Raw genomic sequence first — 23,793 nt, 5'->3', positions numbered from 1 at the left:
CCGATGTAGGACCGACCGGGCCTCAGGGAAAGCCCTTAGGTCAGGAATGGGGTGTTCAGAAAAGCTATTTCGCCTGCCAGTTCTAGCCGACACTGCCTTCGAGGCTCACTTCCAGCAGTTTCTGGGCCTCTACGGCGAACTCCATCGGCAGTTCCTGCAGGACTTCACGGACAAAGCCGTTGACCAGGAGGGCAACCGCCTGCTCCTCGCCGAGACCGCGCTGGCGGGCGTAAAAGAGCTGGTCTTCGGAGAGCTTGGTCGTCGTCGCCTCATGCTCAAGCTGTGCGTCGGCGCGGCGATTCTCGACATAAGGCACCGTGTGGGCACCGCAGCGGCCGCCGATCAGCAGGCTATCGCACTGGGTGAAGTTGCGGGCCTTCTCGGCACGCTTGTTGATCGAGACGAGGCCGCGATACGTGTTGTCAGACTTACCGGCGCTGATGCCCTTGGAAATGATCCGGCTCTTCGTGCGCTTGCCGAGGTGGATCATCTTGGTGCCAGTGTCTGCCTGCTGGCGGCCATTGGTGACAGCGATGGAGTAGAACTCGCCCACGCTGTCGTCGCCGCGCAGGATACAGGACGGGTATTTCCAGGTGACGGCAGAGCCGGTTTCGACCTGGGTCCAGCTGATCTTGGAGCGAGCGCCCCGGCAATCGCCGCGCTTGGTCACGAAATTGTAGATGCCGCCCTTGCCATCTTCATCGCCGGGCCACCAGTTCTGGACGGTGGAATATTTGATTTCGGCATCGTCGAGGGCGACCAGTTCCACCACGGCGGCGTGGAGCTGGTTCTCGTCACGCATCGGCGCGGTACAGCCTTCGAGATAGGAAACATATGCACCTTCGTCGCAGACGATCAGGGTACGTTCGAACTGACCGGTATTTTCCGCATTCATGCGAAAATAGGTCGACAGCTCCATCGGGCACCGCACGCCCTTCGGCACATAGACGAATGTGCCGTCCGAGAACACGGCGCTGTTCAGCGTGGCAAAGAAATTGTCAGACTGCGGAACGACAGTGCCGAGATATTTCTTCACCAGCTCCGGATGCTCGCGCACGGCTTCGGAGATCGACATGAAGATCACGCCAGCCTTTTCCAGCTCCTTGCGGAACGTGGTGGCGACGGAAACCGAATCGAAGACGGCATCGACGGCAACGCGCGGGGCCTCACGGGCAGCAGCCGCGGTCTCGGCAGCGCCTTCCACACCCAGCAACACTTCGGCCTCTCGCAGCGGGATGCCGAGTTTCTCGTAGGTCTCGAGGATTTCCTTCGGAACATCATCGATGGACTCATACTTCGCGCCGCTCTTCGGGGCCGCGTAGTAATAATAGGCCTGATAATCGATCGGCTCGTACCGGACCTTGGCCCAGGTCGGCTCTTCCATGGTCAGCCAGCGGCGATAGGCAGCAAGGCGCCAATCCAGCAGCCATTCCGGTTCTTCCTTCTTGGCCGAGATGAAGCGGATCGTGTCTTCCGACAGGCCCTTCGGCGAGAACTCCATGTCGATGGCGGTGGAGAAGCCAGCGGAATAATTCTCGGACTCGAGCGCCTTCGCGGCCTCGACCGTTTTCGCGTCGATACCTTCCTTGACCGTCACTTCCGTGCAGTCGTCTTCGTGCTCGTCCGTTCCGCCGCAGCAGTCCATCTTACTTATTTGTCCTCATCGGTCTGGCCGGTGCTACGCTCATGCCGCGCCTTGTCCAGCCGCTCAAAGCAGGCTCGACGGGCTTCGACGTCGACCTCCTGCTCGCAGGCCCTGATTGCTTCGCGGTCGTAGAACCCACTCCCGAACACATTCAGCGCAGAGCAGCCAGACATCACCAGAGTGCTCACCAGCACCGCGATTGGCAGAATACGTTTGCCTGTCAGTCGCATCAGGTTGTCTCCTTCTGTACTGCGCGCTCGGCCGCCTTCAGCCATGCATCCGCGACGCCGTCAAAGTCTGACGGCAGTGTACTCCATCCAAAGCTGGTGCGGATTGCCGATTCTGCAAGGGTGTCATCCGCGCCCATCGCCATGAGGACAAGGCTGCGTTTGACCTTGCCGGAGGAGCAGGCGGAGCCCGCAGAGATGCACACGCCTGCCAGATCCATGGCCATGACCTGCGTTTCCGCGGAGAAGCCCGGCTTTGCGAAATTTGAGACGCCCGAGAGCCGTGGGGCTCGCTTGCCAGTAACCAGCACACCGCCTTCAGCTTCGAGGCGGGCCTCCATGGCATCACGAAGAGGGCCAAGCGCCGCGTATTTCGACAAATCGCGCATGGCCGCCTCAATCGCTGCACCAAACCCGGCGATCGCAGCGACATTCTCCGTACCGGAGCGGAGCCCTCGCTCCTGCCCGCCGCCATATTGGACGGCTTTCAGCGGCGCACCGGCCCGGTGCCAGAGGGCACCTGCGCCCTGCGGCCCGCCGATCTTGTGGGCGCTGACAGCGAGGTAGTCGACGCCCAACAGACCCACATTCACCGGTATTTTTCCAAGGCCCTGGACTGCATCGCAGATGGTCAGCCCGCCAGCTTCGCGAACCAGCGCGGCGGCCTCTGCGACCGGCTGGATGATGCCCGTCTCGTTGTTCGCGAGCATCAGGCACAACACAGGCGTGCCTTTGGCAGCATGATTCCATGTCTTCAACCGACCTGCGAGGTCTTCCAGGTCCACCGTCCCGGCAGAGGTAAGGTAGGCCGTCTCCATCACGACGCCGGAATGCGCCGCGGCCTTGCCAATGGCTTCATGCTCCAGCGCCGAAACGATCAGCGTGCATTTGCCCTCAAGTCCTGCCACTGCGCCGTGGACCGCCAGGCTGTCGGATTCGGTGCCGCCGGAGGTGAAAACGATGTCCTCCGCCCGGCTGCCGATGGCACCCCCCAGCACCGAGCGCGCCCGCTCGACAACGCCACGCGCCGCGCGCCCAGCCGCATGCACAGAGGACGGGTTTACGGCCCCCATGTCATAAACGGCGAGCATGGCCTCGCGCGCTTCCGGGCGCAGCGGGCTGGTCGCATTGTGGTCGGCATAGATCATGCGCCCCATATAGCCTTTCATGCGCATGGGTGCACCTGCAGAAAAATTTGCTTTTCAGTGCGCGTTTGGCTTATCACCCGGCGCTTAACCCGAAATTCCGAGGATGCCATGGCAGAACTCATCATTCCGGGCCCTCAGGGCCGTATCGAAGCGCGTTACACAGAGCCGCCATATGATGGCGCGCCGATTGCGTTGATCCTCCATCCCCACCCGAAAGCCGGTGGCACGATGCAGGACCCGATCTCGATCATGTTGTACCAGATGTTCGAGAAGCATGGCTTCGGCGTTCTGCGCTACAATTCCCGCGGCGTCGGCCGCAGCCAGGGCCAGTATGACCAGGGCATTGGCGAACTGGAAGACGCCGCCTATGTTCTTGATTACATTGAAAACATGGCAGAAAGCCCACGCTATGTCTGGTGCGCCGGCTACTCTTTCGGCGCCTGGATCACGCTTCAGCTGCTGATGCGCCGCCCGGAAATCGATGGCTTTCTCGCCATCTCGCCGCCGGCCAACCATTACGACCTGTCGTTCCTGGCCCCGTGCCCGGCGTCCGGCCTGATCGTGTCCGGTGACAGTGATGCGGTTTCTTCCCCGGAAGATGTGGAGCGCGCTCTCACCAAAGTGCGGGTCCAGAAAGGCGAGGAAATCGAGCGGACCACCGTGAAAGGTGCGAACCATTTCTACCAGGATCGCCGCGAAGAACTGATCGGCACCTGCGAGGAATACCTGCTTCGCCGCCTTGCTGCCGCCGAAGAGAAACTGCGCCTTGAAGCTGAAGGCGACTAAGCCAGCACAATTCCACCCGTCATTGGTTCCGGCACGCCCGTCGTGCCGGGCCAGCTGATGGGCAGGCCCCGAGCCGAACGCGCAGCCAGATAGGCAAAGGCTTCAGCCTCGATACTGTCACCTCGCCATCCGGCCGCCTCCGCACTCAGCACGGGGCACGGCAATGCCCGGGCGAGGGCATCCATCAGCGCCGGATTATGGCGCCCGCCACCGCAGGCAATGACCCGGGAAGGCACTTCCGGAAGTTGAGAAACACCCGCAGCGACAGCCCGCGCCGAAAACTCTGTCAGGGTCGCTGCGCCATCTTCCACGGACATGCCCTCAACCATGGCGGCCGAAAAATCATAGCGGTCCAGCGATTTGGGCGGCGCCTCGCTGAACCAGTCATGCTGCAACAGCCGCTCAAGCAGCGCCTCGTCCGCCGTGCCGGTCTTCGCAAGGGCGCCGCCAAAATCATGCGTGCCTCGCCCATGCCCTTCGACCCATTCGTCAATCGGGCCATTTGCCGGGCCAGTATCGAAGGCAATCAGCGTACCGTCAGCCAGTTTGGCCGTGATGTTCGCCACACCGCCAAGATTCAGGACGCAAGCCGCACCATCTCCCAGACGCTGCAGGAGTGCTGAATGATAAGCCGGGGCGAGCGGCGCGCCCTGCCCGCCTGCGGCGACATCCGACGTCCGGAAATCGCAGGCCAGCGGCACACCCAAAGCCGCCTGCATGGCAGGCGCATTAATCAGCTGCAGCGTTGCGCCCGGTTTGCCGGGCACAGGACGCCGATGGAGAACCGTCTGGCCATGCACGCCCGCCAGCACCGGCGCCGGACCAGACCAGGCCGAGAGCAATTGCTGCATGGTTTCAGCATGCGTCTGCGTGACGACCGCTTTCGCCGCCTCAAAGGCCGATTCCGGCTCGGGGCCGGACCAGTTCCAGGCGCGGGCCGCATCTGTTGCCTGCTGCAGGATACGGCGTTCCTCAGGCAGGTATTTACGCTCGGCTGTCGCGCCAAACTCCAGCACCTGCTCGCCATTCGTCAGGATCAGCGCTGCATCCACAGCGTCCAGAGAGGTGCCGGACATGAAGCCCGCCACCCATTTTGGCCCAGAATCTGAGAGGGAATCTGAAATCGCGGTGTTCAAGCGGCTCCCTTTCCGTGCTACGCGCCCTGCCTTCACGGAGACACGAGAAGATGAGCGAATACAAGTCGGAATTCCTGAAGACGCTGCAGACGCGCGGCTTCATCAAGCAGGTCACTCACCCGGCCGAGCTTGACGCCTATTGCATGGCGGGCGTTCCAATTGCGTATATCGGCTTCGACGCGACGGCGGACAGCCTTCACGTCGGCTCGCTCCTGCAGATCATGATGCTGCGCCACCTTCAGAAGGCCGGCGGCAAGCCCATCGTCCTGATGGGTGGCGGCACCACGAAAGTGGGCGACCCGACCGACAAGGAAAAGTCCCGCCCCCTGCTGACAAATGAGCAGATCGAGGCGAACATTGCCGGCATCAAGAAAGCCTTCGAACCGTTCCTCACCTTCGGCGACGGCCCGACCGACGCCATCATGGTCAACAATGACGACTGGCTGGGCAAGCTCGGCTACATCGAACTGCTGCGCGAAGTCGGCGTGCACTTCACCATCAACACGATGGTGAAACAGGACACGGTTGCCCGGCGTCTGGCCAATGAGCAGCCCTACACCTTCCTCGAATTCAACTACCTGCTGATGCAGTCCTACGACTTCCTTGAGCTGTTCCGCCGGCAAAATTGCCGTCTGCAGCTCGGCGGATCTGACCAGTGGGGAAATATCGTTGGCGGCGTGGACCTCGTTCATAAGGCAGCGGGCGGTGACGTTTTCGGACTCACAGCCCACCTGATCACGACCGCTTCCGGCGGCAAGATGGGCAAGACGGCCGATGGTGCGGTCTGGCTGAATGCAGACCGCAAGAGCCCCTACGAATACTGGCAGTTCTGGCGTAACTGCGAAGATGCCGACGTCGGCCGCTTCCTGCGCCTGTTCACCGAGTTGCCGCTGGATGAGATCGAAGCACTGGAAAACCTTGAAGGTGCCGGGATCAACAAGGCCAAAGTTGCACTTGCCAATGCAGCGACAACAATGCTGCACGGCGAAGCGGCAGCAAAGGAATCCGAAGCGGCAGCGTCCGCTGTATTTGCCGGAGGCGGAACAGCCGCCGCCTTGCCGACCGTGGAGATTCCGTCTGCGGAGCTGTTCAGCGATTATCTGGTTGCCGCGGCTTTTACAGCCGCAGGCCTGACAGAAAGCAATGGTGAAGCCCGCCGACTGATCAAGCAAGGCGCCGCGAAGATCAATGACCAGCAGGTGAAAGATCAGAACGCTACGCTGGCGGAATCCGACGTGGTTGACGGCACGATCAAGCTGTCCGCCGGCAAGAAACGCCATGCACTGGTAAAGCCAGCCTAACCCCTAGAACTCTTCGTCTGGAATGGGCGGCAGCTCCGAGGGGATCGGCTCATCCGGCGGGCGCGGCCTGGCTTCCGGGATCCGCGTATCCGACGGGTTTTCAAAGATCCGTCGGATGACGCCCGGTGCCAGCGCGGAAAGCGGATTCACCGAGACGTTCGCTTTCTCCATCGTGCCGCGGATCGCATAGGTAAGCGAGAACACGCCCTCACCGTCCCGGCCGACAACCAGATCCCCCAGGATCGGGATTGTTCCGAGGGCGGAGTTCATACCGAAGCTTGGCACGAGGACGCCGTCGAACTCGATCGTGCCGTCCTTGGCGTCGAAATAGCCGTTCGTCGTGAGGCCGAGAGCAGGCCCCTGTGCTTTTGCACCTGATACGACGTATCGCTCCCCCGCCACGGTCAGCGGAATATCCAGCCGGGAGAACAAGACGCCCTCTCCGCCGAGCGTATCCGCCAGTCCGCGCAATGACGCGAGCGAGAGAATTTGCGTCAGGAAGGGTGCATTGTTCAGACGGGTGTTGGTGATGGAAATATCGAACTTGGACGGCTTGTTGTCGTTCGCCAGCATGCCATCCATTTCCAGCTTGCCGCCATCGAGATAGTCGATGCCGAGGAAAGCGCTGGCGATGAAGCCTGCATCTCCACTGGAAACATGGAAGGTCGCCGCCTGGCCACCATTGGTGTCGAAACGCGCCTCAAAGGGGGATCCATCGGCAGCGAGACCTGTGGCCTTGAAAGTCTCTATGCCGGCGGCGCCGGTGGCCATGGAGAACTTCGCCTCCGTCATGTCGAGGCCGGGGCGCAGGGTGAGCGTGTCGACATTCGCCGAAACGCGAATGGGCGTTTTACTTCCTGCATCATCCGCATCCCCAATGGCACCTACACCGGGCATCGCGCCGGAAAGATCCAGATAGGTGCCGGTCAGGCCAAAATTGAGCGCACCGTCCCTGCGCGTGACGGTTCCGCCGACATCCGCCTTGTTCTTCAGATAAGCCCGACGCAGCGTCGCGGAAACAAGTTTGGAATCGCCACCCAGCGTGAAGTCACCGTCGAGATAGGCGTCGTCCGCATGGAACACCACTGTGGCCGTATAGCCTTCTTCGAACCCTTCATAGTGAACCGAAGCCTTGGCCGGCTTGTCCCGTCCTTTCACCCAGCCGATCTCGGAAAGATCCAGTCGGGATTCGGTCAGGTCCAATGCGGTGTCTGCAATGATGCGGGATCCCTCCCCGATTTCAGCCTGCACCTCGATCGGGATTTCTCCTGACAGATAAGCACGGCCCAGAACACCGAACTCGTTCAGGAAGTCCGGCGTAACAATACTGGTCGCCGACAATAGCGATGGCTGGTCACTGTCATTGAATGCATCGCGCCAGGTGAATTGAACAGGAGACGGACCAAGGTTTCCAAAGCCGGAAATGGTCATGCCGTCCTGGTCAACATTCACTTTCGCCGAACCTTCCGTCAGATCGAAGCCAAGCGCAGCATCCCTGAGCCCAGCCTCAGCGACGTTGCCGATCGCAGTGAACCGGATATCTTCATACGGAACATCGTCCAGCGCAGGCCGGAACATTTCGAAAGTCATTTCCCCGTCGCCAGACAGGCGCGCAGGGTCGAAATCGATTTCAAGGCGAGAGTCGACCAGCATTTTCATGATCAGAGAAATGGGCCCATGACCGCGCGCAAAAACCCGGAAATCTCCACCGCGAACATTGAATGCTGGCATCAGAAATGCGCCCTCGTCGAGGTCCCACCCGCCATATTCGCCGGAATCCAGCGTCACCCGGAAAGAGTTGCCGGTCAGCCACCCAGTCCCGCGTCCTTTTTCGACGGGAGGAAGGTCCGACAGGAATTTCACCCAGGCGTCTTCCGCTACGAAGGTAAGCTCAAGGTCTGAATCGCGCAGGTAGCCGTCTTCGCCAAAGCTGTCGCGCTTCAGGTCGATATGGCCTTTGATGTCCTTAAGTGCGCCGGCCTCGACATGATCCCGCGCGAAGTTCCTGCCACCGGTCCCAAGCCCAACGGGCCAGAACGCCATCACCGTATCCTTGGTCACATCCCCGCTGGTCTCCAGAGCGATGTGGCCGAGGACCGGCGGCTCACCCTCCTGCTGGTCCTGCGTAAGGCCAATGTTACCCGTCACAAGAAAGCCTGCGTCCTGCTCCATAAACACGAGGGCGAGCTCGTCGACTTTCCGGTCAGCGACACTCATCAATCCGGACGCCTTCAGGCCAGTCAGGGTAATTGGACGCTCGAACACCGGCGTGAAATCCAGCGTGAGCTCTTCACTCGAGAGCTCAAAGTCGTGTGCGGACTGTCCTTGCAGGATGTCTTTCAGCGTCAGGCTCGCCTGTCCGCTGGCCGGACCAACCTTGTCGCCCGTCACGTCCACCCGCATCGTGTCGTCATTGGCAAGATAGGTCGCGGTGACATCGAGCCCTTGCACGTCAAGACCACCAGCAAACGGCATGTGACCTTCGCCCATATTGGAATGAAAGGCGATCTCGCTGATGCCGGTGGCCTGAGCGTAGTCGAGAGTCACATCGGCATTGGCGGGCAGGCCATCGAAGGCATCCACTTGCGCACCGAAGCGGGCCGCCAGATCCGCCAACGGCCAATCCGCCACCGCGAACTCTGCATGCAGCTTTTCCTCAAGCGTGTAGGAGCGGATCGTCGCCGCCAGCCCGCCTGGCAAACCCGCGCCCGCGCCAGTCCCGGCCGCGCTGACCAGGATACCGTCCTCCTCACGTGAAATCCGCCCCTTCGCATCTGTTATGTCGAGAACGGGTTGCTGGTTGCTGTCCCGGAGACGGAATTCGAAGCCGGCAAAGCCCAGATATTCGAGCGCATAGTTCTGCTCGCCCTGCTTCAGCGCCTCCAGGATCGGCGGAATCACTTCATTAGCGCGCTGCAGCCACTCCTGCGGGGTTTCAGGCAGCTTTCCGACAGGGATTTCCGGCAGAGGCTCACCGCCGACAAACCAGGTGGAGGGTGTTTCCTGGTCGATATTGACCCAGCCATCCTCGAGATCGAGGCGAAGGACTTCTATATCGCCCAGAACCAGCGATGATCCTGAAAGGACGATATTGGCATGTTGTGCTTCCGCACTGACATTGCCTTTCGCATCCATCATCTGGAGCCGTGATCCGGAAATATGGAGACGTTTGTCTTCCGCCGACCATTCGAGCTGCACTCCGCCGAGGCGCACCTCCCGTCCATCGCGCGCTTCTGTCATTGCGCGCTCCAGGTCGTCCCGGAACATCGACAGGTCCATCGGGCCGGAATAGAGCCGGGCGGCGAGCAATCCCGCTGCCACAAACACAAGCAGGATCAAACCGCCGAGGATTTCGAGAAAAATCAGTGAGGCGGTCTGGCGGACCAAGGGCGCGCTCCGTACAAGTCGGGTCCAGTCATATACGCCGTTCAGCGCTGTGTCTGGTATAAGCAGTACAGCCGGAGCGCACCATAGGAGGATTACATGGCAATCGGGCCCAAAGAAGGCGGACGTGCCCCGAATTTCAGCATGGATTCAACGCAAGGGCCGATAAAGCTCGGCGACTACAAGGATCAGGTGTTGGTTCTCTACTTCTATCCGAAGGACGACACGCCTGGCTGCACGACCGAAGCGAAAGACTTCACAGACCTTGCACAGGAGTTCGAAAAGGCCGGCGCGAAAGTCGTGGGCGTGTCTCGTGACACGCTGGCGAAGCACGAAAAATTTGCGGCAAAACATGATCTCGCCGTGACGCTTGCGTCGGACGAAGACGGCAAGGTTTGCGAAGCCTACGGCGTCTGGGTCGAGAAGAAGAATTATGGCCGGACGTATATGGGAATCGAGCGCTCAACATTCCTGATCGGACCTGACAAAAAGGTAATCCGAATCTGGCGAAAAGTGCGCGTCAAAGGCCATGCCGAAGATGTACTCAATGTCATCAAATCGGGCGCCTGAAATCTGGCCTCGTGCAAACAATTTTCCCATGTTTAACAAGCCTTTTACCCTCATGGGCGAAAATTTACATGAATTCTGTGCCCGAGGGGTTACACCTCGTATCGAAATCGGTATGTATTATCTTCAAGGGTTTGGGAAACCTGCTGTAGTGACTGCTGCAGTGGGGGCGTGATTTTCCGGTTCTACGGGTGGCGTGAATGGCGAAGTTGAGCGCGAATCTGAAGGCGGCCTTCAATAAAGCCTTCCCTGAGCGTCAAATTTACCATCGTAGCGGCGGCACAGTCCGCTATATTTCTGTGTCTCCATGGCAGCAGGCGATTTTTGCTGCGGGCATTGCCGCCCTGGCAGGATGGACCGTTTTTGCGACCGGCTCCTTTGTCCTCAGTGGCGGTAGCAGCGCCCTTTCCGGTAATCCGGATGGCCGCGAACTCGCCAAGTATGAGCGCTGGGTTCAGGAACTGCGCGCCAAGGATGCGCTGTCCCGTTCGCTGCTGGAAGAACGTACCGACGCCTTCCAGAAAGAAACCGTGGAGTGGGAAGAGCGTCAGAAGGCCCTCGAAGACCTCTACAAGCAGCTTAAAGGCGAGGACGACCTCGAAACGTCTTCCCTGAAGGGCGATGGCGCTGCGCTGCTTGTGCAGGCATCTATCGAAGAAGCCGACAGCCGTCAGTCGCGTGAACCTGTCCGCATCACCGCCCAGTTTGAAACAGCCAGCTCTCGCGGGTCGGTGCGAGCCCTGAAAATGGATCAGGAACGCATTCTAGATGAAGCCGAGGAAATCGCCACGGAGCGCACTGAACGCGCCCGGGGCATCCTGGCACTCACATCCGTTGGCTCAGACCGAATCGTGGCCAGCAGCGAAACGGGCGGACCGTTCATTTCGCTCGCCAATGCGACCGCCGGGCCCGATCTCAGCAATCTCTCGCTGACCGATACCACTTTCTATTCCCGCCTGTCGCAGACTCAGGCGCGCGTCGCGGAAATGCTTTACTATGAGGACATTGTTTCCTCACTGCCGCTGGGACGCCCCGTCGGGGTACCGTACCGGCTGACCAGTAATTACGGCGTTCGCGTCGATCCATTCAAGAAACGCCCAGGCTGGCACAACGGCATCGATATGGCGGCTTATCACGCAGCCCCGATCGTCGCCGCAGGGCCTGGCGTCATCTCTTATGCAGGTCCCCGTTCGGGCTACGGGCGGCTTGTAGAAATCGACCATGGGCACGGCTTCAAGTCGCGCTATGGCCACCTCAGCGGAATTACGGTAAAAAAGGGACAAACCGTGGAGGTCGGCGATCTTGTGGGCAAGATGGGTACAACCGGTCGAAGCACGGGGGACCACCTTCACTTCGAAGTCTGGTTTAACGGCAAACCTTATGATCCAATAAAATTCCTGAAAGCAGGCCGTCATGTTCACCAAGAGTAACAAACACAACGATACGCCGCCGGCTCCTGAGCCAGCAAAGGTCCAACCTTCCGTCGATGCCATCCGTGGCGCCGCTTCAAAGCCGGCTGCCCGGGCTGCGTCCATCATTTGCGCAGACATGAAGATCAACGGTTCGGTGACCTCTGAAGGCGCACTGCAGATCGACGGCACCGTCGATGGCGACGTCGCCGCAACCGACATCACGATCGGCGCTTCCGGTCACATCACCGGCGAAGTGAAAGCCGAAGTCGTGAAGGTCAAAGGCCGTATCAAGGGCTCGATCCGTGCCCGTAAGGTCGAGCTTGAGACGGGTGCTCATGTGAAGGGTGACATCGTGCACTCCTCACTGCAGATCCAGTCCAACGCTGTGTTCGAAGGCCAGGTGAAGCATTCCGAGGATCCGCTGAAGGATGCCGCACCGCGCGCTGCCGCCAGCGATGCTCGTCCTTCTACTTCGCCGTCGTCCAGCGCGGCCCCGAACGCGACCAGCGGCTTCGGTATTGCACCGACCGCTTCCTGATCGGTCCTGCTTCTGAATTGAGACGCCGGCATCAAGAGATGCCGGCGTTTTTCTTTGTTTCGCAAGACATTGGCCTGAGCCCTGGTCTTGCCCGGCGTTTTCCACCTGATAGGGTCCGCCGCAATCGTGATTGCGGAGTATCTGATATGCGTGCGTGTTTGATTGCCTTAGGTCTGGCCCTGTCCATGGGACCCGCATTTGCTGAAGAACCGGCAAGACCTGGAACGTCTGAACCCGCCGCCAGCAAAGCAGATATTCCTGAGGCGAAAGTCTTCACTTCCGACCACACGTTCAAACTTCGCGGCCAGACCATCAAGTACAAGACGATCGCGGGTGAAACCTATCTCCGGGATGAGAAAGACGAGCCGACCGCATCCATCTTTTCGGTGGCCTATATCCGTGATGGCGTGAGCAATCCGACCACCCGCCCTGTGACGTTCGTCTTCAATGGTGGCCCTGGGTCCGCGTCGCTGTGGCTGCACATGGGCGCCTTCGGACCGAAACAGGTGATCACGCCATCGGACGCGCGCGGTGTCGGCGCCCCGCCCTACACGATCCAGGACAATCAGAATTCACTCCTGGACGTCAGCGATCTGGTCTTCATCGATCCCGTCGGGACGGGTTACTCTCGTCCGCTGGGAGACACAGAAGGCAAGGAGTTCTACGGCGTCAACGAGGACGCGGAGAGTATTGCCGAGTTCATTCGCATCTGGCTGACCGAAAATGGCCGTTGGAACAGCCCGAAATTCCTGGCCGGTGAAAGCTACGGAACCACCCGGGCGGCTGCCCTGACGGAGAAGCTGCAAGGCGGCTGGAACGGCATCGGTCTCAATGGTGTCATCCTGATCTCGGCGATCCTCGACTTCCAGAACGCCCGATTTGCGCCTGGAAATGACTCCGCGCATATCTCTTTCTTCCCAACAGAAGCAGCCATCGCCTGGTACCACGGCAAGGCAAACAAGGCACGATGGAACAATAATTTCGATGCGTTCGTGGCTGACGCCCGCAACTATGCGACAGACACATTGGCCCCGGCCCTGATCCGCGGTTCCACTCTTACCGCAGAGCAAAAGAGCGCCATTGCCGCTGACATGAGTGACTATCTGGGCGTTGCTGCGAAGTGGATTGAGCTGGCCAACCTGCGAGTGGACCCAACGCGGTTCCGCAAGGAGCTGCTGCGCAATGAAGGCTATACGGTTGGGCGGTTCGATGGCCGCTACAAAGGCATCGACAGCGAAGGCACGTCAGACACACCTGAAAATGATCCATCCGGATACGGAATGGATACAGCCTATGTCGCTGCGATCAACGACTACTTGACCCGCGAGCTGGACGTGGATTTCACGCGCCCCTACAAAGTCCTGACTGGCGGACCGGGTTCCCAATGGAACTGGAGCATGAGCGAAGGTGGCTGGCCTGCTTACGTGAACGTCACCCCCTGGCTTGGAAAAGGCATGCGTGAAAACCCGGATCTGAAGGTACTTCTCGCCTCAGGCTGGTACGATCTGGCGACCCCGTTCTTCGGTGCCGAAATGGCCATGTATCAGAATGGCGTCGTTCTTGATCGGGTTCAGTTCGATTACTACGACGCCGGTCACATGATGTACCTGAAGGAATCTGACGGCACGAAGCTCTCCGACGACGTCCGTAAATTCATCGAGGCTGGCCAGTAAGCTCCATCGGAATCACGCACTCTTTCGGACCAGCGCTGTGTTCATACGGGCGCCTTCGACCACGATGACATCGCCATTGTGGATGATCTCGGAGCCATCGACGATCTCCGCGCCCCAGACAGTGTCGCCGATCTTTACGCGTCCCTGCCCGGCATTCGTGAAGTCCGATGTGGCGACGCCGCGCTGACCGACAAGGCTATCCATTCGCTTGTTGAGCGTCGGATGTTCTGGTGTGGTCTTGCGCATGCCCGACAGGACCGTGCGCCCAACAACAAACAAGCCGACCGATGCTGCGCCGAAGAACAGGACTTGCCCCTGCCATGTGGCGAGACTGTCCGGGGCGAGCCAGGCAAAAGCGGCGGTAAGCCAGGCTGCGATGGAAATCATCAGCAGATCGAACGTCCCGGTCATCATCTCGATGCCGAAGAGCATCAAGCCAAGCGCAAGCCAGTGCCAGACAGTGAGATGGGTGAAGAGTTCTTCCAACATTGTCGGTCTCCTAGAAGCAGGTTGGCATTCCGGTCCCCGGCCGAGGCCGGGACACCAGGAAAAATCCAGCCTTAAGTCCGTGTGGGCGGCACAGCGCCCGATTGAACCTGAACGTCCTTCGCAGCGCCCGTAAGGCCTTTAATGCCCTCGATCGCTCCGATGATGCTGGAGAACTCTGCCGGAATGATGACCGTCTTCTGCTGGTTGGAAGTCGCCAATTTGCCGAAGGCTTCGACATAGGCCTGGCCGAGGAAGTAGTTGATCGCATTAACGTCACCGCGCGCGATCGCTTCGGACACCATTGCGGTGGCCTTGGCTTCCGCTTCGGCTTCGCGTTCCCGGGCCTCAGCATCCCGGAAGGCGGCTTCACGGCGGCCTTCTGCTTCAAGGATCTGCGCCTGTTTCTGGCCTTCAGCTTTCAGAATCGCCGACTGCTTGTCGCCTTCTGCGGTCAGGATCTCCGCACGCTTCAGACGTTCAGCTTTCATCTGGCGGGCCATGGCTTCAGTGATGTCTGCCGGCGGGCTGAGGTCGGCGATCTCGATCCGGGTCACCTTTACGCCCCACGGATTGGTCGCGGCATCGATCACGTTGAGCAGGCGGGCGTTGATGTCATCGCGGTTGGACAGGACTTCGTCGAGGTCCATCGAGCCGACCACGGTACGGATGTTTGTCAGTGAAAGGTTCTGGATAGCGTGGTGAAGATTGTTGACTTCGTAAGCCGCAGCCACCGGGTCGATCACCTGGATAAAGACGATGGCATCGCAGGACACCATGGCATTGTCCTTGGTGATGACTTCCTGTTGAGGAACATCAAGGACCGTCTCCATCATGTTCATTTTCCGCCCCACTCTGTCGATGAAGGGCGTGATGACAGACAAGCCGGGCGTCAGCGTCTTCGTGTAACGGCCAAACCGTTCGACCGTGAAATTGTAGCCCTGAGGCACGAATTTGAATGCCGAAACCAGACCAATGACCGCGACGGCCATTACCAGCACGATCACTGCAAAAAACGGATCCATGGGGTCCCTCTCCTTTGTTACGCCCATAAAGGTGGGGAGAGTTTTCCGTTTTTCAATAAATACCCAACCAAAAACGGCGTGCTCGTCCCCAAGCACGCCGATCATGGATCAAATTGGTTAAAACGCGTTATGCCTGATAAATCAAAGTTGTTCGAGCATGTAGTCAGCGCTGGAAACTTTGAATTCGCCGCCTTGCTCGACATTGAGCTCTGTAACCACTCCGTCTTTGACGATCATCGAGTAGCGCTGCGAACGCTGCCCCATTCCGAAGCCTGAGCCATCCATCTCAAGACCGAGCGCCTTCGCGAAGGTGCCGTTACCGTCCGCCAGCATGCGGACCTTGCCGTCCGCGCCAGCGCTCTTGCCCCATGCGCCCATGACGAACACATCATTGACGGAGGTGCAGACCACATCGTCCACACCTTTGCCTTTCAGGTCGTCGAGCTTCTCAACGAAGCCCGGAAGGTGTTTAGCGGAACAGGTCGGGGTGAAAGCACCCGGAACGGCAAAAAGGGCGACCGTCTTGCCGCCAAATACGTCTGCTGTTGTGCACGGCGCTGGACCGTCTGCGGTCATTTCCATGAAAGTTGCGTCTGGAAGCTTATCACCGACCTTGATGCTCATCTGCTTTTCTCCCTGCAGGTTTGACCAAGGACATAGGTCTCCCGGTGCTGCGAAGCAAGGATTCCCGCCCTTGCCAAAGCGACCGGGATAGCCCAGCCTCGGCTCTGAAGGATTTCCGCGCGCCATGGACACAGACCTGACAGGAAAACTGCTGATCGCCCTGCCCGGCATTGGCGACGCCCGGTTTGCGCGATCTGTCATCCTCGTGTGTGCACATTCCCCGGAGTTCGCCATGGGCATCGTGCTGAACAAGCCGATGGCCCATTTGCGCCTACCGCAATTGTTCGAACAGCTCGATGTGCCCATCGAAGCTGACGTACCGGACACGTTTGTTCTGGATGGCGGCCCGGTCAGCTCTGATCGCGGGTTCGTGCTTCACACCGACGATGTCTACAATGAAGGCGCCAGCTTGCCGGTTGATGGTGATATCTGCATGACCGCAACGCGGGACATCCTGCACGCCATGGGCTCCACTCACCCCCCCAGGCGCAGCGTGCTTGCACTCGGTTATTCTGGCTGGGGTGCAGGCCAACTGGAAACGGAACTCGCGGAAAATGCCTGGCTCGTCTGCGACCTTGATCCGGAGCTGATCTTCTCCAGCGCTCATGAACGCAAATGGCGTCATGCGCTGGGCCGGCTTGGTATTGATAGCGCGAGATTGCAGATTGTTCCTGGAAACGCCTGATCAGTAGCGCATGAAGCGGATCGCGGATTCGATGTCCATCGGCCGCGCAAACGCAAACCCCTGGACATGATCGAAACCAAGCGCACGTAGCCGTGCCGCATCTTCCTTGCGCTCCACCCCTTCAGCCGTGCTGGTCATGCCGAGACGGTTTGCAAGAAGCGTGATTGTCGACAAGATCGTGTCGGTCCGATGCTGCCCGAGACGCCGTGTCAGGCCGTGATCGATCTTCAGGCTGTCAGCAGGCAGATCGGCCAGCCACGCAAACGAAGAATGTCCCGTTCCGAAATCATCCAGAACCAGTCCCGCCCCGACCGCCTTCAGGGCAAGCGCAGCCGAGAGGGCAAAATCGGCATCGCGAAGGGCGGCTTGTTCCGTCAGTTCGATCTTCATCGACCGTTCCGGCAAATTGTACCCATTGATCAGCGCCTCGACGAGCGCAGGCAAGGTCCCGCGGGCAAGGTCCCGCGCGGTGAGGTTCACCTGCATGAACAGGTCGTCCCTGCCGGTAATGTCCCGCAATCTCGCGAGCGCCTCGGCCGAGCGGATCAACATGTTAGATGCCAGCGCCTCATCCTCGTACCGGCTTGGCGGCGAAGTGAGGTCACCGTCGTCCCAGCGTGCCAGCGCCTCAAACCCGGCAACCTGTCCATTGCGAAGCGATACGATGGGCTGAAATACCGGTGCCAGATCCGGACCGGGCTTCAGGTCCGACGGATCGATCTCCTGCAGATCGTCGCCGGTCAGTAGCATCCCACGTGCTTCGGTATCGCCGACAAAGGCTCCCACGAGATGAACGCCCCGTCCGCTCGACAGGCGAAGATTACACCGCACAGGGCCTTCCCCTGCATCGAAGGTCCGCTCCAGTCGTCCGCGGCTCAGCCCTTCCAGCATCTGTTCCAGAGCATCAATGGACCAGTCGCCCGACAGTTCGGAATAGGCTGACCCTCGCGGCACTTCGATCACAAGGCGCCTTGCTTGAGCATTCCAGTGCCAGTTGCCCTGAAGGCTTGTCTCGGAGGTTTGCGCCATGATGACCGGAATCTAGCGCGGCATCGCCGGCCTGACGAGGGCGAAAAGTATGTGGTCTTCCCGCCGTCCCGCGATCTCAAGATAATCCCGGGCATAGCCTTCACGCTCGAACCCGACCTTGGCGAGCACCCGTTGGGACCGTTCATTCGTCGGAAGGGTCCCGGCTTCGATGCGCCAGAGATCCAATACCTGGAATGCCCAGGTGCAGATCGTGCCAACGGCCTCATGCATGTATCCGTTACCTTGGAACTCCGCCCCGATCCAGTAGCCGAGATTGGCGGCCTGCGCCGGCCAGCCACGTACATTGGTGATCGACACGCCGCCCAGAAGCCGGTTGTCGCTCTGGCGGCGGATCAGGAAGACATGAGCCCGGCCATTGCGCCAACTGCTATGCCAGGCCTTCAGCCGCCGCCCCCAGTCTGCCTTTGAGTGTACATCATCCGGCCAAACCGGTTCCCACGGTTCCAGATGCGCCCGGCTTCGTTCACGTACATCAGCCCACTCCGCGAAATCCGCCCGGAATGGTGGTGAAAGCACCAGCCGCTCCGATGTTACCAGCGTTTCGCGCAAGGGCGGCAGCATTTTACCGGCTCCGGCCAGCGTGCTGTTCGATACGTGCCCGAACTGCAGCCAGTGAAGCCTCTGTCCGCTCGAACACTTCCTCTTGCTCATAGAGCACTTCAGCCCGGGCGGGCATTGTCGGCTTGCGACCTGTGGCCTCTTCCACCGTTTCCGGGAATTTCGCCGCTGCGGCCGTGGCCAGCACCACCGTTGTCACATCAGCCGCCGGCAGGCGCCGCGCGTGAAATGTACCAACTGCCGTATGCGGACAAATCTGCCACCCCGTCTCCTGCTCGAATCGTTTCATCTCACCCATAGTCTCGTCATTGCTGACAGAGGAAGCCGAAAGGCCTGAACACTTGAGGCGTGAAACCGCTTCGTCGGGCAATGACGCTTCGCCGACCTGCTTGTAAGTGTCATAGGTGTTACGAACCGCATCAGCATCACGCCCGGTCATTTCGAACAAGAGACGTTCGAAATTGGAAGGTACCGAAATATCCATGGCCGGGCTTGGGGTCGCAACGGCTGACGCGCGGGACATGACGCCGGTATTGAACAGGCGGGCCAAGGCGTCATTTGCGTTCACAGCGCAAACCGCCTCGAAGCCACCGCTCAACAAGCCACATCGGGCCGCAACATAGCCTGCCAGTGCATCACCCATGTTCCCGCTGGGCACGACGAACCGCAGCGCACCGCCGAGAGCCGCCTGCACGGTTGCATAATAGACCGACTGAGCGGCCACACGGGCCCAGTTGATTGAGTTCACGCCGGACAGGTTCACCCGGTTCACGAATTCCCGGTCTCCGAACATATCCTTCACAATGGCCTGGCAGTCATCGAAATCGCCATCGAGCGCCAGATTCACGACGTTCGACGCACCGGTCGTCGTCATGAACATCCGCTGCACCGGTGAAATACGACCGTGGGGATGAAGGATGATCAGGTCTGCGTGCTTCGTTCCGGCAAAAGCCGCTGCCGCTGCGCCGCCAGTATCACCCGACGTTGCGCAGACAATCATCATGCGCTGGCCGGATTTGGCCAGCAGGTAATCATAGATCTGCGCGATGATCTGCATCGCGATGTCCTTGAATGCAAGCGTCGGCCCGTGGTGCAGCTCCATCAGCCAGGCATCCTGCCGCCACTGCGTCAGCGGCGCGACGCACTGGTGCGCGAAGCTGCCATAGGCCCGCTCGCAAAGCGGCTTCAGGTCTTCGAGCGGGATCGCATCACCTGTGAAAGCTGACAAAATCCGCGCCGCCACTTCGTGATAGGTTTCGCCCTTGGCAGGTGGATCAATCTGCGGGAAACTCTCCGGCACATAGAGGCCGCCATCCGGCGCGAGACCGGCCAGACATGCGCCGGCAAAGTCTGTAGACGGAGCCTGGCCCCGGGTCGAAATATACTTCACGATTTGCCCTCGTTCCGGAACCTGAGCCGTCCCTTCTGGTGATGAAAGGCGAGATATACGCCGATGAGCGCCATGGCCAGCCCCCACCAGGTGATCGCATACCCAAAATGTCGTTGTGGCGGCAATTCATCATCCAGGCGCAGGCGTGCATAGGGATTGTCGATCAGGTAGGGCCCGTTCTCAGACACAAACCGGATCACTTCGGGCTCGAACACGTCTGCCGATACACGTGAAGCCGCCTCACCCGGCAAAAGCGACGCAAACACCGCCGGGTCAAGCACATAGAAAACGCGATTGGCTGTGTCGTCTGCTGCGGTAAAGGCATTCCGCTTGAAGGCCGGCTTGTAGATCCCACGGGTTGCGATTTGACCGGCCGGACAAGTCTCACCTTCGCATGCGGCAGGCGGATCGATCTGCTGGACGATTTCGATCGGCGTATAGACCACTGCATCACCAGTATCGACCGCAACAACGCGCATCCAGCCGGATTGCCCTTCCACATAGTAATATGAAAGGACCTCACTCGCCGGAATGATTTCGCCTTCCAGCGTGGTCCAGTCCGGCGTTTGGCGGTCGATCTCCATTTTCTGGAGGAAGCGGCCATACTGCCAGTTGCCGAGCCAGATCAGAATACCCAGGCTGATGAGCGTGAACACGGTCATCACGGGATACGGACGAAAAGTCATCTTCGACCCTTTCAAGCGCAGGGATCGGCCCTGCCCCAATAAGCAGAGCCCGCCGGGCGATTGCGCGCCGGCGGGCCCCTGAAAGTCAGCGCATGGGATGCGCGGCCGTCTAGTGCCCTGCGCCCAGTGCGAGGTATGGGGTCACGTAGACAAAGGCGAACAGGAACAGCCAGACCACATCGACGAAGTGCCAGTACCAGGCAGCAAATTCGAAGCCGAGGTGCTTCTGGGCCGACATGCCACCCGTAAGCAGGCGAAGCAGACACACGATCAGGAAAAGTGTACCGATCACGACGTGCGCACCGTGGAAACCGGTCGCCATGAAGAAGGCCGAACCATACAGCGTGCCATCAAAGCTGAACTGTGCGTGGCTGTATTCGAACACCTGCAGCGCAGTGAAGGCCATGCCGAGCAGGATAGTGACCAGAAGTCCCAGCTTCGCGCCCGAACGGTCGTCATGCTGGAGAGCGTGGTGCGCCCAGGTCACGGTGGTCCCGGACAGCAGCAGGATCAGCGTGTTGATCAGCGGCAGGTGGAACGGATCAAACGTCTCGACGCCGACCGGCGGCCAGTCGCCGAACTTTGCAAGGGCATCTGCAAACAGCGGGTTCGCTGCATCCCAGTTCTCGCCAACGCGCGCGCTGTGGAAGATTGCGAATTCGAAGAAGCTCCAGAACCAGCCGACGAAGAACATCACTTCTGATGCGATGAACAGGATCATGCCGTAGCGCAGGCCGATGGAAACAACCGGCGTATGATCGCCGATCTTGCCTTCCTTGATGACTTCGCGCCACCAACCAATCATGACCCAGCCGACCATGGCGAAACCGACGGCCAGCAGCCATACGGTTCCCTTTTCCATGCCGAAAAGGCCCTTCATGTAATTGACGCCGCCAAGCGCCAGAACCAGTACCGACAACGAGCCGAGCAGCGGCCACGGTGACGGGTTGACCAGATGATAATCGTGTTTGACTTCGCCGTGAGCCATGTCTGGCGGACCCCTTGATTTATATCCCTAGAATCTCTGAGCTGTTTAGACCGCTCCGGACCGAAAGTGCAACAGTTTCAGCCGCCCGTGGCTGAATTCGCCGCACCCACGGCCGCCTGTGTCGTTGGCCCTTTATACTTCGAACTTTCATAGAAAGTGTAGCTGAGCGTGATGGTTTCCAGCTGATCTGCCACGTGGTCTTCCACCATGTCGGGCGAGATGAAGTAGACCACAGGCAGCTTTTTCGTCTCATGAGGGGCGATGACCCGCTCATCGAAGCAGAAACATTCCAGTTTGTTGAAATACTTGCCGGAATAATGTGGCGTCACATTGTAGGCCGCGATGACGTGGATTTCCTCGTCCGTGGGATTGGAAACCTCAAAGAAGGCAAGCCCATGTTGGCCGATCTTGACGTCTTCGGAGCGCTGAAGCGGGCGGAATTCCAGTGGCGTATCTGCCACATTCGTATCGAAACGGACCGTGATTGTCTGGTCGACAATCTCCTTCGGGGCCGACGTCGCAATACGAGTCGTCCCGCCATAACCGGTCACCCGGCAGAATGTGCCGTAAAGCGGCTCCGCTGAAAAACCGAGTCCCAGCATCGCCGCGAAAACCGTCAGCGATATCCCGGCGACCTTGGCGTTGGACAGCTTCATTGCTCGGGTGTCTCCTCTTCGTCGGCCGTGGCATCAGGCCCAACCGGTTCTGTCGACAGATTTGCCGGCGGCGCAGCCTGATCCGGCGACATTCCGGGCGGAAGCGCAGGTGCCTCCTCCTGCCCAGTCTGGTTCATATTGTAATAGAAGTTGGCCTGGTTGTCCTCTGAGCCACTCAGGCGGACGAACGTCGTGAGCCCGACGAGAAACACAAAGCCCAAAAGCGCCAGTCCGAGCCACAGATTACGCCGCTTCTGAGCCGCACGCGCTGCGTCATCCAGATGCGCTGGTTCCGGGAACTGTTCGTCGCCCTTCTTCAAGCCATCACCGCTCATTTACAGGCCTCCGACAGGAAAATGCAGACCAGCTGCGTGCTCCACGATCAAGGCCGCGAAGACGATGAACAGGTACAGGATCGAGAAAAGGAACATGCTGCGCGCAAGTTTCTGGTCTGCTCCAGGCGCGCCGCTGTCACCTGCATGCGAGCGCCAGACGCGCACCGCGAAATACAGGAAGGCAAGGTTCAGCACACCTGTCACCACGCCGTAGATCCAGCCACCAAGTCCGGTCACCAGCGGCATCATCGAAACAGCCGCAAGGACGACCGTATAGATAAGCATCTGCAGCCGGGTCGCTTTCGCACCGTGCGTCACAGGCAGCATGGGCACGCCGGCCTTTTCGTACTCGGAATGTGCCAGCAGGCTCAGCGCCCAGAAATGCGGGGGCGTCCAGAAGAAAGTGATGGCGAACAGGATCCACGCATCGAGGGGTGTGTTCCCCGTCACTGCGGCCCAGCCGATGACTGGCGGAAAGGCCCCGGCCCCGCCGCCGATAACAATGTTTTGCGGCGTCGAGCGTTTCAGCCACATCGTATAGATGACGCCGTAGTAAAAAATCGAGAAAGCCAGCAACCCGGCTGCCAGCCAGTTGGATGCGAGCCACATGAGCAGGACGGACACGCCGCTCATGATCATGCCCATCGCTATCGCTTCTTCGCGCGGCACAGCACCGGATGGAATTGGCCGTGTAGACGTCCGAGTCATCACCAGGTCGATATCGGAATCGTACCACATGTTGATCGCGCCGGCGGCGCCAGACCCAAGCGCGACCGCCAGTACAGCAATCGCCGCCATCACCGGGTTCATCGACTGCCCGGTCACACCAGTGGCCGCGATCAGGCCGGCGACTGCGGTGAACACGACCAGCATCATGATGCGCGGCTTCAGCAGCTGAACATAATCACCAGCGGTGCCGTAGCGCTTTTGAGGAGTGGCGGGGGCGTCGGTCATTTCGGGTCCAGTTGGTGTGTTTCTGGTATGGGTCTGCGAGCCGGCGCTGTCAGCGCGACAATTGGGCCGTTCCGGCCGAACGCGGGCTTATTCCTTATCAAACTTGCGGTTCAGGCGCCATTCGAGCGCGAGGTAGGTGGCTTCGGCGATCATGAAGGCAATCGGCACAAGGATCAGGCTGATCAGGTCAGTCGCCGAGCCGGAGAGTTTCTGCATCACGTCGAATATGGCCGCAAACACGATCCCGACGAGGCCGGAATTGATGATCACCAGCTTACGGCTCGGCTTTGTCCTCAGCAGGCCTTTCGGCTGGCGCCAGAGCATCCAGAGGCCGATTCCCCCGGCAATCAGTGCAACAACGGAGATCGTTATTGCGATATTCGGATCGATCGTCCGTACCTTGTCGAACAGCCGGTCCACGGCCGGATTTCGCGGCAGGAACACCACGATGAAGGCATACATGCCAATCACGATGGGCAAGCGCATATTCAACAGATCAGGTCCTTCTTTCCGGGACTTTCGAAAGCGAACGGCCTCCC

24 protein-coding genes are annotated in these 23,793 nt (G+C 59.7%); 7 read left to right on the top strand and 17 right to left on the bottom strand.

Features of this window, described 5'->3' with window-relative positions; all coding sequences use genetic code 11:
* Positions 1 to 82: 82 nt before the first annotated feature.
* The 3 genes from sufB to HY26_RS05405 are packed head-to-tail and all read right to left on the bottom strand — an operon-like array spanning position 83 to position 3,041.
* Positions 83 to 1,645 (bottom strand): Fe-S cluster assembly protein SufB, encoded by a 1,563-nt coding sequence (gene sufB, locus HY26_RS05415; protein WP_051599636.1) that lies wholly within the window; start codon positions 1,643 to 1,645, stop codon positions 83 to 85.
* A 5-nt stretch (positions 1,646 to 1,650) separates the two neighbouring features.
* Positions 1,651 to 1,875 (bottom strand): hypothetical protein, encoded by a 225-nt coding sequence (locus tag HY26_RS05410; RefSeq protein ID WP_034762862.1) that lies wholly within the window; start codon positions 1,873 to 1,875, stop codon positions 1,651 to 1,653.
* Complete coding sequence (locus HY26_RS05405; RefSeq protein ID WP_233348609.1) at positions 1,875 to 3,041, bottom strand: cysteine desulfurase family protein; 1,167 nt, start codon at positions 3,039 to 3,041, stop codon at positions 1,875 to 1,877. Before HY26_RS05405 ends, HY26_RS05410 begins: the two co-directional genes overlap by 1 nt.
* Before the next feature lie 87 nt (positions 3,042 to 3,128).
* Between HY26_RS05405 and HY26_RS05400 the strand changes: the two genes are divergently transcribed.
* Complete coding sequence (locus tag HY26_RS05400) at positions 3,129 to 3,806, top strand: alpha/beta hydrolase (protein ID WP_034762866.1); 678 nt, start codon at positions 3,129 to 3,131, stop codon at positions 3,804 to 3,806.
* Here the strand turns inward: HY26_RS05400 and HY26_RS05395 are convergent.
* Positions 3,803 to 4,894, bottom strand: a complete 1,092-nt coding sequence (locus tag HY26_RS05395) for an anhydro-N-acetylmuramic acid kinase (protein WP_255567022.1) — start codon at positions 4,892 to 4,894, stop codon at positions 3,803 to 3,805. The two genes, HY26_RS05400 and HY26_RS05395, sit on opposite strands and share 4 nt — an antisense overlap.
* Before the next feature lie 98 nt (positions 4,895 to 4,992).
* Here HY26_RS05395 and tyrS point away from each other — a divergent pair, with 98 nt between their 5' ends.
* Positions 4,993 to 6,243 carry a tyrosine--tRNA ligase gene (gene tyrS, locus HY26_RS05390; RefSeq protein WP_034762868.1) on the top strand — a complete coding sequence of 417 codons (1,251 nt, stop codon included), beginning with the start codon at positions 4,993 to 4,995 and terminating at the stop codon, positions 6,241 to 6,243.
* Between the two features lie 3 nt (positions 6,244 to 6,246).
* On the opposite strand, the gene HY26_RS05385 is transcribed toward tyrS, so the two are convergent.
* Positions 6,247 to 9,630: an AsmA-like C-terminal domain-containing protein gene (locus HY26_RS05385; RefSeq protein ID WP_034762871.1), complete on the bottom strand. Its 3,384-nt coding sequence runs from the start codon at positions 9,628 to 9,630 to the stop codon at positions 6,247 to 6,249.
* 96 nt (positions 9,631 to 9,726) lie between these two features.
* On the opposite strand from HY26_RS05385, the gene bcp reads away from it, so the two are divergent.
* The 4 genes from bcp (at position 9,727) to HY26_RS05365 (ending at position 13,817) form a co-directional block, all read left to right on the top strand.
* Complete coding sequence (gene bcp, locus HY26_RS05380; protein ID WP_034762874.1) at positions 9,727 to 10,197, top strand: thioredoxin-dependent thiol peroxidase; 471 nt, start codon at positions 9,727 to 9,729, stop codon at positions 10,195 to 10,197.
* A 197-nt stretch (positions 10,198 to 10,394) separates the two neighbouring features.
* The gene (locus HY26_RS05375) at positions 10,395 to 11,624 is read left to right on the top strand and encodes a M23 family metallopeptidase (protein WP_034762876.1); all 1,230 of its coding nucleotides are present in this window, start codon (positions 10,395 to 10,397) and stop codon (positions 11,622 to 11,624) included.
* Positions 11,608 to 12,144, top strand: a complete 537-nt coding sequence (locus HY26_RS05370) for a polymer-forming cytoskeletal protein (RefSeq protein WP_034762877.1) — start codon at positions 11,608 to 11,610, stop codon at positions 12,142 to 12,144. The genes HY26_RS05375 and HY26_RS05370 overlap by 17 nt, the downstream gene beginning before the upstream one ends.
* Positions 12,145 to 12,329: 185 nt before the next feature.
* Positions 12,330 to 13,817, top strand: a complete 1,488-nt coding sequence (locus HY26_RS05365) for a S10 family peptidase (protein WP_197020219.1) — start codon at positions 12,330 to 12,332, stop codon at positions 13,815 to 13,817.
* A 12-nt stretch (positions 13,818 to 13,829) separates the two neighbouring features.
* On the opposite strand, the gene HY26_RS05360 is transcribed toward HY26_RS05365, so the two are convergent.
* From HY26_RS05360 to HY26_RS05350, 3 genes are all read right to left on the bottom strand, one after another.
* Positions 13,830 to 14,306, bottom strand: a complete 477-nt coding sequence (locus tag HY26_RS05360; protein WP_051599638.1) for an NfeD family protein — start codon at positions 14,304 to 14,306, stop codon at positions 13,830 to 13,832.
* 71 nt (positions 14,307 to 14,377) lie between these two features.
* Positions 14,378 to 15,295, bottom strand: a complete 918-nt coding sequence (locus tag HY26_RS05355; protein WP_369802163.1) for an SPFH domain-containing protein — start codon at positions 15,293 to 15,295, stop codon at positions 14,378 to 14,380.
* Between the two features lie 174 nt (positions 15,296 to 15,469).
* Positions 15,470 to 15,952, bottom strand: a complete 483-nt coding sequence (locus HY26_RS05350; protein ID WP_034762882.1) for a peroxiredoxin — start codon at positions 15,950 to 15,952, stop codon at positions 15,470 to 15,472.
* Positions 15,953 to 16,076: 124 nt separating this feature from the next.
* On the opposite strand from HY26_RS05350, the gene HY26_RS05345 reads away from it, so the two are divergent.
* The gene (locus HY26_RS05345; protein ID WP_034762883.1) at positions 16,077 to 16,637 is read left to right on the top strand and encodes a YqgE/AlgH family protein; all 561 of its coding nucleotides are present in this window, start codon (positions 16,077 to 16,079) and stop codon (positions 16,635 to 16,637) included.
* Here the strand turns inward: HY26_RS05345 and HY26_RS05340 are convergent, their stop codons facing one another.
* The 9 genes from HY26_RS05340 to HY26_RS05300 all read right to left on the bottom strand — a co-directional run bounded on the left by HY26_RS05340 (position 16,638) and on the right by HY26_RS05300 (position 23,740).
* On the bottom strand, positions 16,638 to 17,666 hold the full coding sequence (locus tag HY26_RS05340) for an EAL domain-containing protein (RefSeq protein WP_051599640.1): 1,029 nt from the start codon (positions 17,664 to 17,666) through the stop codon (positions 16,638 to 16,640).
* Positions 17,667 to 17,678: 12 nt separating this feature from the next.
* Complete coding sequence (locus tag HY26_RS05335) at positions 17,679 to 18,248, bottom strand: GNAT family N-acetyltransferase (protein WP_034762884.1); 570 nt, start codon at positions 18,246 to 18,248, stop codon at positions 17,679 to 17,681.
* 1 nt (position 18,249) lies between these two features.
* Positions 18,250 to 19,635 carry a threonine synthase gene (gene thrC / locus HY26_RS05330; protein ID WP_034762886.1) on the bottom strand — a complete coding sequence of 462 codons (1,386 nt, stop codon included), beginning with the start codon at positions 19,633 to 19,635 and terminating at the stop codon, positions 18,250 to 18,252.
* Positions 19,632 to 20,321 carry an SURF1 family cytochrome oxidase biogenesis protein gene (locus tag HY26_RS05325; RefSeq protein ID WP_081812962.1) on the bottom strand — a complete coding sequence of 230 codons (690 nt, stop codon included), beginning with the start codon at positions 20,319 to 20,321 and terminating at the stop codon, positions 19,632 to 19,634. The genes thrC and HY26_RS05325 overlap by 4 nt, the downstream gene beginning before the upstream one ends.
* Positions 20,322 to 20,430: 109 nt before the next feature.
* Positions 20,431 to 21,309, bottom strand: coding sequence for a cytochrome c oxidase subunit 3 (locus tag HY26_RS05320; protein ID WP_034762889.1), 879 nt, complete (start codon positions 21,307 to 21,309; stop codon positions 20,431 to 20,433).
* A gap of 77 nt (positions 21,310 to 21,386) precedes the next feature.
* The gene (locus HY26_RS05315) at positions 21,387 to 21,965 is read right to left on the bottom strand and encodes a cytochrome c oxidase assembly protein (RefSeq protein WP_034762891.1); all 579 of its coding nucleotides are present in this window, start codon (positions 21,963 to 21,965) and stop codon (positions 21,387 to 21,389) included.
* A complete protein-coding gene (locus HY26_RS05310; RefSeq protein WP_034762893.1) occupies positions 21,962 to 22,300 on the bottom strand; it encodes a hypothetical protein in 339 nt (112 codons plus the stop codon). Before HY26_RS05310 ends, HY26_RS05315 begins: the two co-directional genes overlap by 4 nt.
* Entirely contained in the window at positions 22,301 to 23,254 is a 954-nt protein-coding gene (gene cyoE, locus HY26_RS05305) for a heme o synthase (RefSeq protein WP_034762895.1), read from the bottom strand.
* An 87-nt stretch (positions 23,255 to 23,341) separates the two neighbouring features.
* A complete protein-coding gene (locus HY26_RS05300; protein WP_034762897.1) occupies positions 23,342 to 23,740 on the bottom strand; it encodes a hypothetical protein in 399 nt (132 codons plus the stop codon).
* Between the last annotated feature and the right edge of the window lie 53 nt (positions 23,741 to 23,793).

Origin of the sequence: Hyphomonas sp. GM-8P (assembly GCF_003263315.1) — a bacterium.
GTDB lineage: Bacteria > Pseudomonadota > Alphaproteobacteria > Caulobacterales > Hyphomonadaceae > Hyphomonas.
Note: the sequence above shows the minus strand (reverse complement) of the source record. Positions and strands in the feature narration are given on the sequence as shown.